Consider the following 15,609-nt stretch of genomic DNA (forward strand, 5'->3'; position numbering starts at 1 on the left):
AATCCATAGCAATAAAAGGGGATTTTTTCCTTATGATTTTTCTTCACGCCTCATGGCTGGACGGCAGGCTTCACCTCTGGGCTGAAACCCAGCCGGAATCTCCCTTTGTTCCGAAAAGCCCCCGGGGCCGTAAGCCCCTTCAGCCCAAGGCCAAAATCTTTCCCTATGATCCCAGCAATCTTGTTCTGGGAAGTGTTTTAAAGAAGACCTTCCCGGAAATCCGGGCTTTGAAAAAAGATTTTCGGACAGCATCCCTTTTTCTGCCTACCCTGAAGGGCTGCCCTCTGCCTTCAAGCCCCCTCATTGCCCAATTGCCGGAAGGCAATGGGGAACCCTTAAGCCTTCACCCCTGGCTGACCTCAACCCTTGTCCTGGACTGGCAGGGATGCCGGACGCTTTTGGGTCGCTGCATGGATGGACCCCTTCTGGAAAAGGGGGTTTTTGCGGGATCGGATCTTCTGTGGTGGGCCCAGATGCTGCGCTTTGTGGCTTCCCTTGCCGTAAAAGGAGCCTACCTGCCTGCTGTGCAGCGGGGGGAGCGAGGCGACTTTTATGCCCGCTGGCAGCCTCTGCCCCATGGGGAGGATTACGATACCCTGGCCCGTCTTGAAGCCGCCATGCCCGAATCCTGCCGCTGCCTTGGGCCGGAGAACATCCTTGAAGCCCCTGCCATCAACCGCAGGGAGATTCTCTATGCCTTCACAGCCTTTGCCCTGGATGCTCTGGTGCGGGAAAGCATGGGTACAAGAATCGAAAGTCGCAGTGCATCCAGCATCCATGATGCCTGGCTGGCCGCCCTCGGTTCCGGGGATGCAAGGTTTGTGTGGAAGGAGACATCCGCTTTGGAAGGGCTTGAAACCCAGCTTCTGGAATGGCGAAGGCCCTTGGAGGTCAGCGCCTCAGCACGGGCAAGGCTCTGTTTTCGTCTGGAGGAGCCGGAATCCGGGGATGAAGAGACCTGGCAGGTGCGTTATCTCCTTCAGCCCTATGAAGATCCGAGCCTCATGCTGCCTCTGGAGGTGTTCTGGAAAAAGCAAAGTGTAAAGACCAAAGCCTTCCATGCGGTGGCGGGGGATGTGGGAGAATATCTGCTTTCCGCCATAGCCCATGCCAGCACCATCTGCGGTGCTGCAAAGGAAAGTCTTTCCGGTAAAAAACCCAAAGGACATACCCTGGACAATGAGGGTGCCTGGAGATTCCTTGCCCAAGAGGCTCCGGTTCTGGAAAGTACGGGTTTCGGGGTGATTCTGCCCGGCTGGTGGCTGGGGAAAAGCGATAAAAACCGTATCCGGCTGAAAGCTCTGGTGAAAAGTCCTTCCATGAAAGCTGCGGCCGGTCTGGGGCTTGAAACCCTGATGAAGGTGGACTGGGAGGTGGCCCTCGGGGACAGTCTTCTTTCTTTAAAGGAGCTGGAAGCCCTTGCGGGCATCAAAGGCTCCCTTGTACGTATGAAGGGGGTCTGGATGGAGGTGGACGGGGAGAAAATCCGTCAGACCCTCGCCTTTTTGAAAAAAAAGATGAATCAGGAGATGAAGGCTTCGGAGATCATGCACATGGCCCTTGGCGTGGCCTCCGAACACCTTCCCCTTGAGGTGGAAGAGGTGAAGGCCGAAGGCTGGATGAAGGATCTGCTCAAGGGTTTGAAGGATGGGGGCAGGCTTAAGCCTGTGGCACTGCCTGAAAGTTTCTGTGGTACCCTGCGGCCCTACCAGCAGCAGGGCTTTTCCTGGCTGTATTTTTTGAAACAGTGGGGCCTTGGGGCCTGCCTTGCCGATGACATGGGGCTTGGGAAAACCGTGCAGACCTTAAGCCTGGTGGCCAAGGCCCGTGAAGAAGGAGAGAAAAGGCCCGTGCTTCTCGTTTGTCCCACCTCCCTTGTGGGCAACTGGCGCAGGGAAGCGGCCCGTTTCACGCCGGATCTCAAGGTGATGACCCACCATGGAAACGATAGAAAAAAGGAAGATGCCTTCAGAAAAGAGGCCATGGAAGCAGGTCTTGTGATTTCAAGCTATGGGCTTTTGCAGCGGGATGGGGATTTTCTTTCCGAAATGCACTGGGCCGGTGCCATTCTCGATGAGGCCCAGAACATTAAAAATGGTCAGACCGGACAGTCCAAAGCTGCCCGGATGCTCAAGGCAGACTACCGCATCGCCCTTACGGGAACACCGGTGGAAAACCATGTGGGTGATCTCTGGGCCATGATGGCTTTTCTCAATCCGGGGCTTCTCGGTTCCCAGGCGGCCTTTAAAAAGAATTTTTTCACCCCCATCCAGATCCGGGGCGATGCAGGGGCTGCACAGATGCTCAAACGCATCACCGGCCCCTTTGTGCTGCGCAGGGTCAAAACGGATAAAAAGGTCATTACGGATCTGCCGGATAAACAGGAAATGAAGGTATTCTGCACCCTCACAAAGGAACAGGCCAGCCTCTACCGCGCCACCCTGAAGGATATGGAGGCTGCCCTGGAATCCAGCGAAGGTATCCAGCGCAAGGGCATGGTGCTGGCAGCCCTTTCCAAACTGAAGCAGATCTGCAACCATCCGGCCCATTTTCTGGGGGACGGCTCTGCGGTGGAAGGCCGTTCGGGCAAGCTGGAACGGTTGACGGAAATGATGGAAGAGGTACTGGCAGCCGGGGAAAAGGCCCTCATTTTTTCCCAGTTCAAAGAGATGGGTTATATATTGAAAAAACATCTGCAGCAGAGTTTTGGTCAGGAAGTTCTTTTTCTCCATGGAGGGACACCGGTAAAGGACAGGGATACCATGGTCAGCCGATTTCAGGCTGGAAAATCCGGGCCGAAGATTTTTGTTCTCTCCCTCAAGGCCGGAGGCACGGGCTTGAATCTCACCGAAGCCAGCCATGTGTTTCATTATGATCGCTGGTGGAACCCGGCCGTGGAAAACCAGGCCACGGACAGGGCCTTTCGCATCGGTCAGAAAATGAATGTGCAGGTGCATAAATTCCTCTGCGCTGGAACCCTGGAAGAGCGCATTGATGCCATGATTGAAAAGAAAAGTGCCCTTTCGGAAAGCATTGTAGGTAGTGGCGAGGGTTGGGTTACGGAATTGTCCGCCAGTGCCCTGAAGAAGGTGTTGGCCCTTTCTAAAGAAGCCGTAGGAGAGTGACATGAGCAGGTACTGGAATTCCGGTTTTTCGGCCACAAGGCCAAGGGAAGTGAAAGACGGTATCCGTGCGGGTTCCCAGAAAGGTGCCATGGCATCGAAATGGTGGGGAAGGCGCTGGATCGCTGTGCTGGAGGCCATTGGCGGCAGTACCCGCATGGCAAGGGGAAGGAGCTATGCCCGTAAGGGGCAGGTTTCCAGTCTGGAGATTCTTCCCGGTGAAATTCGGGCCAGGGTGCAGGGATCAGCCCGCACTCCCTATATGGTCAGTATCAAACTGAGAACCCTACAAAAAACTGAATGGAAGAAGGTGGCCCATGCACTGATGGAAGCCCCCCTTGTGGCGGCCAGGCTCATTGCAGGAGAGATGCCCGAAGAAATGGAGGCCATCGCCCAAAGGGTTTCTGTACCTTTTTTTCCCGAGAAAAACAAAGACCTTGAAACAAACTGCTCCTGCCCGGACTGGTCAGATCCCTGCAAGCACATTGCTGCTGTGTATTACCTTGTGGCAGAGGCCCTAGATCAGAATCCCTTTCTTCTGTTTCAACTCCGAGGGATGGAACGGGAAGCCTTTGTTGGCCTGCTGGGATTATCTCCGGAGAGGGGGGAAGCCCCAGAGTCGGAAAAGGCGGAAGCCCAGCCCCTGAAGTCGGAGGCCCCGATCTTCTGGGGTGAAGACAGGCAATATACGGGCCTTGTGCCTGTGGCAGATGCCAGCATGCCGGAGGCCTTTATCCGAAGACTGGGCAGACCACCCTTCTGGCGATCCAGCCGGGCCTTTTTTCCCCTTATGCAGTCTGTATATGGAAAGGCTGCAGCTGCGGGCCTTGATCTGTGTGCAGGGGGGATGGGGGAGGATGGGGAAAGGTAAAAAAAGGGCAGAAAGTACTATACTCCGCATGGTCATTCTTGATACATGGGGCAATCTTGAAACGATATTGTAGGGGCAGGCCCCCGTGCCTGCCCTGGTTTTGGGCAACCACAGGGGGTTGCCCCTACAGAAAACCCATTAATGTTTCACGGTTGACCGCTTGGAGTATAAACAACCACGATGTTCATCACTTTGTTTCAAAAATGACCGTGCAGAGTATAAGCTTGTATAAGCCATGGATTTTAAAGGAGTACGGGAAACATGAAAACGGATCAAAAAGACAGGGCTTCCGCCTTCTGGATGCCCTTCACCCCCATTGAAGCTGCAAAAAATCCTTTGCGTGTGGCCTCAGGTCAGGGAAGCTGGCTTGTCCTTGAAGATGGCAGCAGGCTTCTTGACGGTATTTCCAGCTGGTGGGTGAATCTGCACGGCCATGGAAAAAGGGAAATTGCCGAAGCCATTTATCATCAGGCTTTAACCCTTGAGCAGGTGATTCCAGCAGGACTCACCCATGGCCCTGCCGAAGCCCTGGCCCAAGGGGTATTGTCCCATCTGCCCGAATACCTCTGCCAGATGTTCTATTCCGATGACGGCTCCACCGCCGTGGAGGTGGCTTTGAAAATGGCGGTGCAGTACTGGTGGAATCAGGGAGAAACAGGGCGCACCCGTTTTCTTGCCTTTGAAGGGGCTTATCACGGGGATACCCTGGGTGCCATGAGTGTGGGCGACAGATCCAGCGGATTTTCCGATCCCTTCAGGCCCCTGATGTTTGATGTTACTTATCTTCCATGGCCTTCAACCTGGGATGATGATGAAGATGTGGAATTTAAAGAAGCCACAGCTCTGAAGGCACTGGATGAGGCCTTGGAAAACCATGGGGATACCTTTGCCGGGCTTATTATGGAGCCTTTGATTCAGGGCGCAGGGGGCATGCGGTTTTGCAGGCCGGAGTTTCTTCAGGGTGTTCAGAATCGCATGAAGGCAGCGGGGCTTCTTGTAATCTATGATGAGGTGATGACAGGTTTTGGCCGGACGGGTGAATGGTTTGCCTGTGTGAAGGCAAAAACTTTTCCGGATATAGTATGCCTTTCCAAGGGAATTACGGGTGGATTTCTGCCGCTTGGAGCAACGGTGACAACCCAAAAGGTTCAGGACGCATTTCTGGGAGACGATCCTTCACGAACCTTCTGGCATGGCCATTCCTATACGGCCAATCCTCTGGCATGTGCAGCCGGTCTTGCCTCCCTGAAGCTAATGGAGGAAGAACCTTTCCGAAAATTTGAAAACTGGCACCGGGAGCTGGGAGAAGCTGTGAAAAATCATCCCCGTATCAGCCGGTTCCGGGTCATGGGCACCATTGCAGCCATGGAACTGATTTCCGATGGCAGTGGTGGGTATTTTGATGCTTCCGGGCCTTTGCTGCGTAAAGCTTTTCTGGATGCGGGGGTATTGCTGAGACCCCTTGGTAATGTGATTTATATTCTGCCGCCCTATTGCACGACAAGGGAAGAACTTGCCCTGATTTATGAAACCATTGCAGCCGTTGTGGATGGTTTGTAGTTTCGGTTTCATGGGGCAGGGAGTTCTGGATTTTTTTCGTATCTTTATTCTCTGGGAGACGGGCTTTTGCCTTAGCCTAACCATGGCCGAAGCCGGGAGTTTTGTGGCGACTCCAGATAAATAATCCTGAAAAAAATGGAAATAACCTTATGCGTAAAAAACTCAGTACTTCCGTTTATACTTTTCATACAATTATTAAAGAAAACGGGATGTATGTTGATAAGACAGCTGATATTTTCCGCATGGTCAGCAAGATGGATGGTCAGTTTTTTCTGTCCCGGCCGAGAAGATTCGGCAAATCCCTGACCCTCTCCACGCTGGAATCCGTGTTCCTGGGGAAAAAGGAGCTGTTCAAAGGACTGTACATTTTTGATCAGCCCTATGACTGGAAAGTCTATCCCGTTATCCGGCTGGTCATGAACAAGGTGAGTGCTTCTTCCTGTGCGGAGTTTGAGGAAAATCTGGCCATGGAGCTGGACTGGCTGGCAGAAAAAGAAGGACTCCGTCTCAGGGCTGAACGCCCTGCTGCAAAATTCAGGGAACTCATTCAGATTTTAAGTGCTGGCTCTGATAAAGTGGTTATCCTCATTGACGAGTACGACAAGCCCATCCTCGACAATATTCTGGATAAGGCTGAAGTGCTGAAGATTCGTACCCTCCTGAAACAGTTTTACGGCATGATCAAGGCTATGGAGGATCACATCCGATTTTCCTTCATCACTGGCGTGAGCAAGTTCACCCATGTCTCTATTTTTTCGGATCTGAACCACCTCGATGACATCACCATGATGCCGGAGTATGCTACCCTCTGCGGTTTTACCCAGGAAGAGTGCGAAGGGTATTTTGCAGAATGGATTGATGAAAATGCCGTAAAAAACGGCATGGGCAGAAAAGATTATCTGGAAAAACTGAGAAAAACCTATAACGGCCTGCGTTTCAGTGAAAAGCCCGTGTCCGTCTATAATCCAGTTTCCTTTATCAAGGCCATGGATCAGGGTAATTTCAGGCATCATTGGTTTGAGACCGGAACTCCCACCTTTCTTTTGAAACTTCTCAAAGAAGAAGAAGAAAAGACAGAAGGCGCAAAAAAGCCTGCCCCTGGTGTGAAGGATCTGGACGGTATGAGGCTCATGGCCGATTCCTTTTCAAGCTATGAAATAGAATGTCTGAAGGTGGAGCCTCTTCTGTTTCAGACCGGGTACCTCACCATTCTGGATTATGATCCGGAAAGTGAGCTTTTTACCCTTGGCTATCCCAATGATGAGGTGCGTTTTGCCTTTGTCAAAAAACTCTCCGGGTATTTCACGCCCGTACCGGAAGCCCAGGTGCCGAGCCTTCTGGATCAACTGATTCAGGCATTGAAGGCCCATGACCTTGAAGAGGTTTTTGAGATCCTGAATGTCTTCTATGCGCAGGTGGATTACAGCATCCGGCTGAAACATGAAAAATATTATCAGACCATTTTTTACATTCTTTTCACCTTACTTGGCTATCGCATCCGTGTGGAGGAAAACAGCAACAAGGGCCGCATGGATGCAGTGGTGGAAACCAAAGACCGCATCTACATTTTTGAGTTCAAGCTGAACATGGATGCCGAAGCCGCCATGAAGCAGATAAAAGACAGGGAATATTTCCAAAAATATCTGAGAACTTCCAAGGCCCTTACCCTTGTTGGCGTGGCTTTTAACTCTGATACGGGCGAGATTGGGGAGTGGAAGGTGGAAGACAGGCAGTGAATATTTCCATTGAACCAATGGTGCCGGGGTCCATTTTTTTCTTTTTTCACAATCCTTTCCTCCGTGTCTTTGCCCTTTACGGCAGCACGGAGGATTTTTTATAAGGCCCTTGGAAAAAGCCGGATATCAATCTCTTTTAAAAAAAGCAGGATGAGAGTGCCTTGCGGGTTTCGGGTCTTTGGGGTAAAAGGGTTTTTTAACGCAGGAGGAGGCGTGATATGGAAAAAGATAAAGCAGTTGCTTTGGTTACAGGTGCAGGAAAGGGTATAGGGAAGGCCGTTGCCCGGATGCTGGGGGAAAAGGGTTTTTTTGTCTGTCTTGCTTACAGATCAAGCCGCACCGGTGCAGAAGAGGCCCTTGAAGACATACGCAGTCAGGGGGGAGACGGTGAGCTGGTGCAGCTTGATGTCACAGATTCTGCTGCCTGTGAGAATACCATGGATGCCCTGATCAAGGAAAAGGGACGTCTGGATGTGCTGGTTAACAATGCGGGTATGCGTAAGGACGGTCTGATGGTGCGCATGAAAAACGAGGCCTGGGAAGAGGTGATGCGTACCAATCTGGACAGCTTTTTTTATCTTACACGCCCCGTTTCAAGGCAGATGCTTCGCCAGCGTTATGGCCGGATAATTTCCATAGGCTCAACTTCAGGTCAGGCCGGAGTTGCAGGTCAGGTGAATTATTCGGCTTCCAAGGCCGGACTGATGGGAGCCAGCAAGGCCCTCGCCCGGGAGCTTGCCAGCCGGAATATCACGGTGAATGTGGTGGCTCCGGGTTTCATTTCTACGGATATGACCGAAGATCTGGATATGGAAGCCCTTGCAAAGGAAATTCCCGCAGGCCGTCCCGGCAGGGTAGAGGAAGTGGCTTCTCTGGTGACATTTCTTGCATCTCCGGAGGCTTCCTATATAACGGGTCAGGTGATTGGTGTGAATGGTGGGCTGTACTGAAGAATATGTGTTTTATCTGAAAGGTGAAAAAAATGGGATTGAACCCTGAATTGCTGGAAGTGCTGGCCTGTCCCCGTTGCCGGGGTGAAGTGCTGGAAAATGAACAGGCTCAGGAGCTTGTGTGTGGGGCCTGTGCCGTAGCCTATGAAATCCGTGACGGTATTCCCGTGATGCTTCCCGATGCTGCCCGCAGCCTTGCTACTGAAAGCGGGGCCTGAATGATTAAAAGCATGACAGCCTATGCCAGAGCTTCCCGCAGCGAAGGGGAAGTGACGGCGGATGTGGAAATCCGTACATACAACAGCAGGCATCTGGATCCCCTTGTGCGGGTTCCTTCCGGTATGAACGGTCTGGAAGAACGCATCAAAAGCATCCTTGCCACATCCCTTGCAAGGGGTCGTGTGGAGCTGAGACTTCAGATAACAAACCTGCAGCAGGATATGGATGCCTTTGAAGTTGATATGGCAAGGGCCGCATCCTGCAAAACCGCCCTTGAAAGCCTGGGGCGTACCCTGAATATTCCCGGAGAAGTAACACTGGATCTTTTAATGCAGTCCGGTTCAGGTATTCTGAAGGCTGCTGAAAAAACAACGGATCTGGAAAGTATTTTCCCCGTGGTGGAAGCTGCTGTAAAAGAAGCACTGGTTTCCATTGATACCATGCGTTCTACGGAAGGTCGTTATCTGGCAGAAGATTTCCGGCGTCGGCTGGACTGGATTGAGGAAGAAGTGAATGCCATTGAAAAGGCTTCCGAAGATCTGGTGCCCTTGTACCGTAACCGTCTGATGGAAAGGGTAAGCCTGCTGCTGCAGGATGCGGGGCTTGAAGTTGATTCCGGTCGTTTGCTTCAGGAAGTTGCCATATTAGCAGATCGCAGTGATATTTCCGAAGAAGTCGTGCGTGCCAGAAGCCATATTGCCCATTTCCGGGAAATCATGGATAGTCCTGAGCCGGGTGGCCGCAAACTGAATTTTCTGCTGCAGGAATTCAACAGAGAATTCAATACCATGGGTTCCAAGGCAGGAGACAGCCGTGTGGCACACAGGGTTGTGGCTGTGAAGGCGGAGCTGGAGAAACTTCGGGAGCAGGTACAAAATATAGAATAGTTCTTGAGGAAAGGCAGGTCATGGCAAATTCCCCAAAGGTCGGCAGGCATAAGTCGGAACAAAGCCTTCTGAGTATTGGTTTTGGCAGCAGTGTGGTGGCGGACCGGGTTGTGGCCATTGTTTCTCCCAATTCTGCACCCATGAAACGATTGAAGGACGAAGCCAGGGAAGACAAAAAGCTGGTGGATGCCACCCATGGCAGAAGAACCCGGTCCATTATAATTATGGACTCCAACCATGTGGTGCTTTCCGCCATTCAGTCGGAAACCATCTCCCAGCGCTATTCTGCGCTGAAAGAGAATGAGGATGATGCAAACTGAAGAAAAAAAATCCGGTGAAACCGGCAGAAGGGGACGGCTTTTTGAGATTTCTGCGCCTTCAGGAACCGGCAAAACCACCCTCTGTGAAGCCTTGAAAAATCGTTTTCCAGAACTCTGCTATTCCGTATCCTACACCACCCGTGCTCCCAGGGCCGGAGAAGTGGAAGGTAAGGATTATCATTTCATTTCCGTGGATGAGTTCAGGAAAGGCATAGAAGAGAACCGCTGGGTGGAATGGGCTGAGGTTTACGGAAATTATTACGGTACATCTGCCTTTACCATGGAAGAGATACTGGCTTCGGGCCGGGATCTTCTTCTGGAAATAGATGTGCAGGGAATGCGGCAGATCGTAGAGCGTTTTCCTGAAACCGTGACCATATTCATCCTGCCGCCTTCCATGGATGCCCTCAGGGAGAGGCTTGTAAGCCGGGGGACCGATAAGCCCGAGGCCATGGAACGGCGTATGGCTGATGCTACCAGAGAAATGGCCTGCAGAGGTGATTATCGTTACCGCATTGTGAATGATGATCTCGAAAGGGCAAAAAAAGCCCTGATTTTTATTGTGGAAGCCTGCATGAAGGGTGAAGACCCGGAACAAACGGATTATAAGTGAATAATAAAATAAATACCAGTAAAGCAGGCAAACGGGGCCAGAATCCAGTCAAAAAAGCAACCCATGAAGATCTTTTTGGCATTCATCCCGTGACAGAGGCCCTAAGGGCCAACAGGCGCTCCTTTCATACCCTGTATCTTTCGGATCCTGAAAATACAAGATTCAGTGAAATCATAAGCCTTGCTGCGCTTTGTGGCCTGAGCCCCACGGGCTGCACACCGGCACAGCTTACAGCCATGGTTCCCGGTGGCGTGCATCAGGGTGTTGTGCTTAAGGCTTCTCCTTTTGTGTTCAGGGATATGGCCAGCTTTTCGGATACCATCCATCCCCCACTGGTGGTGGTGGCGGACGGTGTGGAGGATCCGGGCAATCTCGGAGCCATTGCTAGAACGGCTCTTTGTCTTGGGGCCAGTGGTCTTGTGATTCCAAAGGATCGCTCCGCAGGGCCGACTCCTGCTGCCATCAAGGCTTCGGCTGGAGCTTTAGAACATCTTCCACTGCTACAGGTGGTTAATATTTCAAGATTTCTGGAAGAGTCAAAGGAGAAGGGCTTTTGGGTAGCGGGTCTTGATGCCGATGGCACTCCTTTGCATCAGGCAAGGCTTGACGGACCTATGGTTTTAGTGGTGGGTGGTGAAGACCGGGGCGTGCGTCCTCTGGTCCGCAGACATTGTGATATCATGGTGGCCATTCCCCAGAGCGGGCCGGTGAGTTCCCTCAACGCATCTGTTGCGGCTGCCCTGGCCATATACGAAATCAGGCGGAATCATTTTTAAAGTTTTTAACGACCTTAACGACAACACCCACGACCAGCTCCAACGCCATAAATGAAAAGACAGGGCAGGCACAGGAGACGAAAAGGATAAGATCCCGGAGGATTTTTTTTAAAATGGCAGATAAACATGATTGCGTTGTGATACTGGATTTCGGGGCCATCAATGCCCAGATGCTTGCCAAGGCTGTGCGTCAGCTCAACATTTATTGCGAGGTGCTGCCCTATACCGCAACGGCAGACCGCATTCTGGCACTTCAGCCTAAAGCCCTGATTCTCCAGCGGGGAGAGGCCTGTGGAGAGCGCACCCTTGGACGGGAGCTTCCCCCTGAAACCGCAGCACTGAATCTTCCGGTGCTGGATATGAAAACCTCTCCCTGGGAAGAGGCAGACCTGAAGGCATTTCTCGTAAAAGAGTGCAAAATGGGTCAGGACTGGACCACGGAAGCCTTTATTGAAGAAACCGTAGCAGATTTAAAAGACCTTATTCAGGATAAAAAGGTTCTTCTGGCCATGTCCGGCGGTGTGGATTCTTCAGTATGCGCAGCCCTGCTTCACCGTGCCGTGGGCAGTCAGCTGACCTGTGTATTTGTGGATCATGGATGCATGCGAAAGGATGAACCCCGGCAGATCGAAGAAGTCTTCAGCGGGCAGTTCGGCATGAATCTTGTTTCCGTGAATGCGGAAGATCGCTTTCTTGAAAAGCTTAAGGGCATTACAGATCCTGAGATAAAGAGAAAAATCATAGGCGAGGAATTCATCCGCGTTTTTGAGGAGGAGGCCCGCAAGCTGGGTGAGCTGGACTACTTTGTTCAGGGCACCATCTATCCGGACATCATTGAAAGCGGCTGGGATGGCGGCAAGTCCGTCAAAGCCCATCATAATGTTGGTGGACTTCCTGAGCGCATTGATTTTAAAGGAATCCTTGAGCCGGTTAAATACCTTTTCAAAGATGAAGTCCGCAAGGTAGGGGAGGCCATGGGCATTCCGCCTGTGATTACAAGGCGTCAGCCCTTTCCCGGTCCAGGCCTTGCCGTGCGCTGCCTTGGTGAACTGACCCGTGAGAAACTGCAAATTCTGAGGGAAGCAGATGCCATTTTCCGGGCTGCCATGGATGAAAAAGGCTATGGGGATCAGGCCAGTCAGTTCTTTGCCGTACTCACCAATGTGCAGTCCGTGGGTGTAACCGATGATGAGCGGACCTACGGCTATGTGATTGCCCTGCGCGCGGTTCTGACCACAGATTTTATGACGGCAGGGGTTGTGGATCTGCCCATTTCCTTCCTTACGGAAGTGGCTGCGAAAATCGCTGTACAGGTTCAGGGTGTCAACCGAGTGGTTTACGATATCACCAGCAAGCCACCGGCAACCATTGAGTGGGAATAAAATCAGATTATTCAGTATAACCGACCTTTCCTCCGGTCGGTGTCTGAGCTTCTCGAAGGCTGGTGACTGAGCTTCTCGAAGGTCGGTTTCTGAGGCTCTCGAAGGCTGGTGGCTGAGGCTCTCGAAGCCGCCCCTACGAAACCTTTTCACGATCTTGTGCTACAGGGGCACCCTTTACGGGTGCCCTTAAACAGTTCCCGGACCTGCCACGGCAATATTAAGCCATCAGTCCTGAATTACCGTGACGGGGGTATCCGCTGTTCCTGCATAAAAAACAATAATATGGGCCGGACTGTCTCCCACGCTTTCCCCCCAGTGCCAGGTATTGACCACTTCCACAATGGCTTCTCCTGCATGAAGATCCAGCACCTGCCCGTCTTCCGTATGCACCCTGAGCTGACCGGACAGCAGGACACCGGCATTTATGACAGGATGCTTGTGTACAGCCAGTTTCTGACCCGCAGGAATTTTAATGCTGAGGATGCGGATTTCCGGCTGACCATCCGGATAGGCAGGCAGCAGGGCACCATCCCAGCTTTTTTCGGTTTTGGCCAGTTCCTTGACCACAACGCCAGCCTCTTTGGAGAAAGCGGTGCTGCTTAGGGCAAGGAGAAAGAAACCTGCCAGAATAAGGGATGTGAAACGTGTTCTCATGGGTCTGATTTCCTTTTCAGTGTTGGAAGAAAAAATTGGTAGAAGATCTGCGCTGCGGTGATCTGTATCACAGAATAAAGGATTTTATGAAAGAACAGATTCTTACTTCAAGGGAGATCAGGCCATTTTATACGAAAGAGCGCTGCTGGATTGAGGAGCTTTCCAACAGTAGTGCAGATCCCGGTCTTTCCATCGCCAGGGTGCGGGTGGAAGCAGGTGTCAGCACCCAGCTCCACAGGCTGAAAAATACGGCAGAGCGATATCTCATTCTTTCGGGCAGGGGCCGGATGGAGGTGGGGGGCTTGCCGCCTCAGGAGGTTTTTCCGGGGGATGTGGTACTGATTCCGCCGGATTGCCCCCAGCGCATCACCTGTCTGGGCAAAGAGGATCTGATTTTTCTGGTTTTCTGCACGCCACGCTTTCTTCCTGAAGCCTATGAGAATCTGGAAGATGGGAATGGTACAATAGCACCTGTTTTATAATTGGCTATATGCATCATTCTCGGAATTGTCCCAAACCCATTCCCCTTGCTTCTACTTCACGACAAAATCAAAATAGGTGTCAGGAAAAGACTCGTTTTTCAGGGTAAAATGCCACCACTCCTTATCATAATACCGAAAGCCATGTTTTTCCATGAGGGTTTTCAGGATCAGGCGATAGGCCCTCTGCTGTTCCGGAAGGGCCGGATTTTCGGGGTGAGAAAGCTCGTGGAAGCAGTCAAAACCCGTTCCCATATCAAGGCCGTTGTCTTTAAAGCGTTCTGCTGCCGGAAGAAAGCAGGCTTTCTGCTCCGTTTTTCCCAGAATAAAGGAAGGCTGAGGTTCTGGCGAAAGATCCACAATGGTGAGATCCACGGTGCTGCCCCGGCTGTGCCCTGAGCGGCGGGCGATGTAGCCGTCCCGGAAAAGGTGGCGTTTATCTACCGTGGGGTAAAATTCCGTGCGGGTTTTGGTGTCATGCAGATCTTCTGCCCATCGAACAAAATGGTTTACCGCCCGCTGGGGTCGGTAACAGTCATAAATTTTAAGCCCGAATCCAAAGGGCCTGAGGTCGTCCTGCACTCCGGAAAGGGCATGGGCCGCTTTGCGGGTGAGGTAACACTTTGCCGCCTCATATCCATCCACCTTGGCACCCGCAAAATTGTGCTCCGTGACATAACGGATGTCCATGAGGATTTCCGGAATCACTTCCCTGATTTCCACAAAGGAATCCGGGATCTCCGAAGCAAAGGCCGTAGCAGAACAGAGAAAAAAAAGAAGGGTAGTAAACCATTTCATTGAGGATCTCCTGATCGTTACGGGACAGGGCTTAAGGGTTTTCAGTTTTCTCTGGAAAAGGCCAGATTCAAATAGGTCACGCCATTGGAGGACCAGCGTCTGCTATCTGTCACCGTGATTTTGGTCTTGTTGGTGGTGAAACCGTAGTTGGCGGTTCCGGAGACGGCCACGCCGTATTCTTTGGTATCCACGGCATCAAGCCGCATGTCTGCAAAAAAATTGTAGGGAATGCACCGTGACTCTCCCGCTTCCACCCATTCCTGAATGCGCTCGATCATCATAAAACTGATATCCACCTTGACCCTGGCACTGGATTGGTTGACGATGCAGCGGGCCTGGGCCGGGGCCAGCATGAAAGGAAAGATGAGAAGAAAAAAAAGTATTTTTTTCATGGAAACCTCCACCACAATCAGGATAAGAATGCGATACTGAAATACTTCGCTTGTTTACCATTTTTTACTTTTTTTGATTTGCAGGTTTTTGACTCCGCAGAAAGATCCCTTCTCTGCCCATGGGAGGGCCTGCGTCAGACGTTTGCGTCAGCTGCAGTCTGCAAAGTCCCCGTCTTCATACAGCTTGACACCTACCGATCATCTTCATGACATTCCCTGCACTCTGAGCGAAAAGAGGATAAAGGCTTTGAAGTACTAAATACGGAGACGCCAGCTCCGCTGCCGATACCCAGATTGCGGCCATTTTCTCCCCAGTGCGGGCAGTCGAAATTCCGCCTTTCTTGCATAAGACAACCGGATCTGGCAATCATGCATTCATCTAAGCAATCCATGTTGCCCGGAGGGCAGAGGGCTTCACATTGATCCCGGTTGGCATTGCATCTACTCAGAACGGAGCTGAAAACCTGATTGCAGCAGTTGGTACAGGCAGTCAGATCGGGGCAGCCATGGATACAGTCAATGTAGGTGCCCGTTGCACTATGGGAAGCCGGTGCTGTCATAAAAATCAGGACAGAAGCCAAAAGAGCGTTGAGCAGCAGCACTTTAATTTTTTTCATGATCTTTCTCCTTTACATTTGTGGGTAATGTCACGGAATACCTGATAACTTACAAAAAGATGAAGCCAGAAAAAATCAATGCCATTCCTGTGATCATTTCAGGATGATATTTTGGTTTTGCATATTGTATACCATTCAATAGTCTCTTTTATTTCAGATGTTTAAAAAACCTTCATTCAGAAAACACCTGTTTATGCCAATATTTTTGGCACTGCCAACTTCAGGCCTGAATT

16 protein-coding genes are annotated in these 15,609 nt (G+C 51.4%); 12 read left to right on the top strand and 4 right to left on the bottom strand.

Going from position 1 to position 15,609, the window contains the following annotated elements; genetic code table 11:
- Positions 1-32: 32 nt before the first annotated feature.
- The 11 genes from FIM25_RS08620 to guaA all read left to right on the top strand — a co-directional run bounded on the left by FIM25_RS08620 (position 33) and on the right by guaA (position 12,436).
- Positions 33-3,125: a DEAD/DEAH box helicase gene (locus tag FIM25_RS08620; RefSeq protein ID WP_139448301.1), complete on the top strand. Its 3,093-nt coding sequence runs from the start codon at positions 33-35 to the stop codon at positions 3,123-3,125.
- 1 nt (position 3,126) lies between these two features.
- Positions 3,127-3,993 (top strand): SWIM zinc finger family protein, encoded by an 867-nt coding sequence (locus tag FIM25_RS08625; protein ID WP_139448302.1) that lies wholly within the window; start codon positions 3,127-3,129, stop codon positions 3,991-3,993.
- 261 nt (positions 3,994-4,254) lie between these two features.
- Complete coding sequence (gene bioA, locus FIM25_RS08630) at positions 4,255-5,553, top strand: adenosylmethionine--8-amino-7-oxononanoate transaminase (protein WP_139448304.1); 1,299 nt, start codon at positions 4,255-4,257, stop codon at positions 5,551-5,553.
- A gap of 149 nt (positions 5,554-5,702) precedes the next feature.
- Positions 5,703-7,289: an AAA family ATPase gene (locus tag FIM25_RS08635; protein ID WP_139448306.1), complete on the top strand. Its 1,587-nt coding sequence runs from the start codon at positions 5,703-5,705 to the stop codon at positions 7,287-7,289.
- A gap of 218 nt (positions 7,290-7,507) precedes the next feature.
- A complete protein-coding gene (gene fabG, locus FIM25_RS08640; protein WP_139448308.1) occupies positions 7,508-8,239 on the top strand; it encodes a 3-oxoacyl-[acyl-carrier-protein] reductase in 732 nt (243 codons plus the stop codon).
- A 32-nt stretch (positions 8,240-8,271) separates the two neighbouring features.
- Positions 8,272-8,457: a Trm112 family protein gene (locus FIM25_RS08645; RefSeq protein ID WP_179953263.1), complete on the top strand. Its 186-nt coding sequence runs from the start codon at positions 8,272-8,274 to the stop codon at positions 8,455-8,457.
- The gene (locus FIM25_RS08650) at positions 8,458-9,345 is read left to right on the top strand and encodes a YicC/YloC family endoribonuclease (RefSeq protein WP_139448310.1); all 888 of its coding nucleotides are present in this window, start codon (positions 8,458-8,460) and stop codon (positions 9,343-9,345) included.
- A gap of 20 nt (positions 9,346-9,365) precedes the next feature.
- Positions 9,366-9,665 carry a DUF370 domain-containing protein gene (locus FIM25_RS08655; protein ID WP_139448312.1) on the top strand — a complete coding sequence of 100 codons (300 nt, stop codon included), beginning with the start codon at positions 9,366-9,368 and terminating at the stop codon, positions 9,663-9,665.
- A complete protein-coding gene (gene gmk / locus FIM25_RS08660) occupies positions 9,652-10,278 on the top strand; it encodes a guanylate kinase (protein WP_246052094.1) in 627 nt (208 codons plus the stop codon). Before FIM25_RS08655 ends, gmk begins: the two co-directional genes overlap by 14 nt.
- Positions 10,275-11,054 (top strand): 23S rRNA (guanosine(2251)-2'-O)-methyltransferase RlmB, encoded by a 780-nt coding sequence (rlmB, locus tag FIM25_RS08665; protein ID WP_246052096.1) that lies wholly within the window; start codon positions 10,275-10,277, stop codon positions 11,052-11,054. The genes gmk and rlmB overlap by 4 nt, the downstream gene beginning before the upstream one ends.
- A gap of 113 nt (positions 11,055-11,167) precedes the next feature.
- Positions 11,168-12,436 carry a glutamine-hydrolyzing GMP synthase gene (gene guaA, locus FIM25_RS08670; RefSeq protein ID WP_139448314.1) on the top strand — a complete coding sequence of 423 codons (1,269 nt, stop codon included), beginning with the start codon at positions 11,168-11,170 and terminating at the stop codon, positions 12,434-12,436.
- 225 nt (positions 12,437-12,661) lie between these two features.
- On the opposite strand, the gene FIM25_RS08675 is transcribed toward guaA, so the two are convergent.
- A complete protein-coding gene (locus FIM25_RS08675) occupies positions 12,662-13,090 on the bottom strand; it encodes a cupin domain-containing protein (protein WP_139448316.1) in 429 nt (142 codons plus the stop codon).
- 86 nt (positions 13,091-13,176) lie between these two features.
- Between FIM25_RS08675 and FIM25_RS08680 the strand changes: the two genes are divergently transcribed.
- Positions 13,177-13,572, top strand: a complete 396-nt coding sequence (locus tag FIM25_RS08680; protein ID WP_139448442.1) for a cupin domain-containing protein — start codon at positions 13,177-13,179, stop codon at positions 13,570-13,572.
- Between the two features lie 51 nt (positions 13,573-13,623).
- Here FIM25_RS08680 and FIM25_RS08685 read toward each other — a convergent pair whose 3' ends face one another.
- The 3 genes from FIM25_RS08685 to FIM25_RS08695 all read right to left on the bottom strand — a co-directional run bounded on the left by FIM25_RS08685 (position 13,624) and on the right by FIM25_RS08695 (position 15,376).
- The gene (locus FIM25_RS08685) at positions 13,624-14,367 is read right to left on the bottom strand and encodes a M15 family metallopeptidase (protein ID WP_139448318.1); all 744 of its coding nucleotides are present in this window, start codon (positions 14,365-14,367) and stop codon (positions 13,624-13,626) included.
- Positions 14,368-14,408: 41 nt separating this feature from the next.
- Positions 14,409-14,759, bottom strand: a complete 351-nt coding sequence (locus FIM25_RS08690; RefSeq protein WP_139448320.1) for a hypothetical protein — start codon at positions 14,757-14,759, stop codon at positions 14,409-14,411.
- Between the two features lie 191 nt (positions 14,760-14,950).
- Positions 14,951-15,376: a hypothetical protein gene (locus FIM25_RS08695; RefSeq protein WP_139448322.1), complete on the bottom strand. Its 426-nt coding sequence runs from the start codon at positions 15,374-15,376 to the stop codon at positions 14,951-14,953.
- Positions 15,377-15,609: the final 233 nt, after the last annotated feature.

Origin of the sequence: Desulfobotulus mexicanus, from assembly GCF_006175995.1 — a bacterium.
GTDB lineage: Bacteria > Desulfobacterota > Desulfobacteria > Desulfobacterales > ASO4-4 > Desulfobotulus > Desulfobotulus mexicanus.

Coding starts and splice junctions, on each gene's coding strand:
- FIM25_RS08620 (WP_139448301.1), top strand. CDS start 33: ATGATTTTTCTTCACGCCTCATGGCTGGACGGCAGGCTTCACCTCTGG.
- FIM25_RS08625 (WP_139448302.1), top strand. CDS start 3,127: ATGAGCAGGTACTGGAATTCCGGTTTTTCGGCCACAAGGCCAAGGGAA.
- bioA (WP_139448304.1), top strand. CDS start 4,255: ATGAAAACGGATCAAAAAGACAGGGCTTCCGCCTTCTGGATGCCCTTC.
- FIM25_RS08635 (WP_139448306.1), top strand. CDS start 5,703: ATGCGTAAAAAACTCAGTACTTCCGTTTATACTTTTCATACAATTATT.
- fabG (WP_139448308.1), top strand. CDS start 7,508: ATGGAAAAAGATAAAGCAGTTGCTTTGGTTACAGGTGCAGGAAAGGGT.
- FIM25_RS08645 (WP_179953263.1), top strand. CDS start 8,272: ATGGGATTGAACCCTGAATTGCTGGAAGTGCTGGCCTGTCCCCGTTGC.
- FIM25_RS08650 (WP_139448310.1), top strand. CDS start 8,458: ATGATTAAAAGCATGACAGCCTATGCCAGAGCTTCCCGCAGCGAAGGG.
- FIM25_RS08655 (WP_139448312.1), top strand. CDS start 9,366: ATGGCAAATTCCCCAAAGGTCGGCAGGCATAAGTCGGAACAAAGCCTT.
- gmk (WP_246052094.1), top strand. CDS start 9,652: ATGATGCAAACTGAAGAAAAAAAATCCGGTGAAACCGGCAGAAGGGGA.
- guaA (WP_139448314.1), top strand. CDS start 11,168: ATGGCAGATAAACATGATTGCGTTGTGATACTGGATTTCGGGGCCATC.
- FIM25_RS08675 (WP_139448316.1), bottom strand. CDS start 13,090: ATGAGAACACGTTTCACATCCCTTATTCTGGCAGGTTTCTTTCTCCTT.
- FIM25_RS08680 (WP_139448442.1), top strand. CDS start 13,177: ATGAAAGAACAGATTCTTACTTCAAGGGAGATCAGGCCATTTTATACG.
- FIM25_RS08685 (WP_139448318.1), bottom strand. CDS start 14,367: ATGAAATGGTTTACTACCCTTCTTTTTTTTCTCTGTTCTGCTACGGCC.
- FIM25_RS08690 (WP_139448320.1), bottom strand. CDS start 14,759: ATGAAAAAAATACTTTTTTTTCTTCTCATCTTTCCTTTCATGCTGGCC.
- FIM25_RS08695 (WP_139448322.1), bottom strand. CDS start 15,376: ATGAAAAAAATTAAAGTGCTGCTGCTCAACGCTCTTTTGGCTTCTGTC.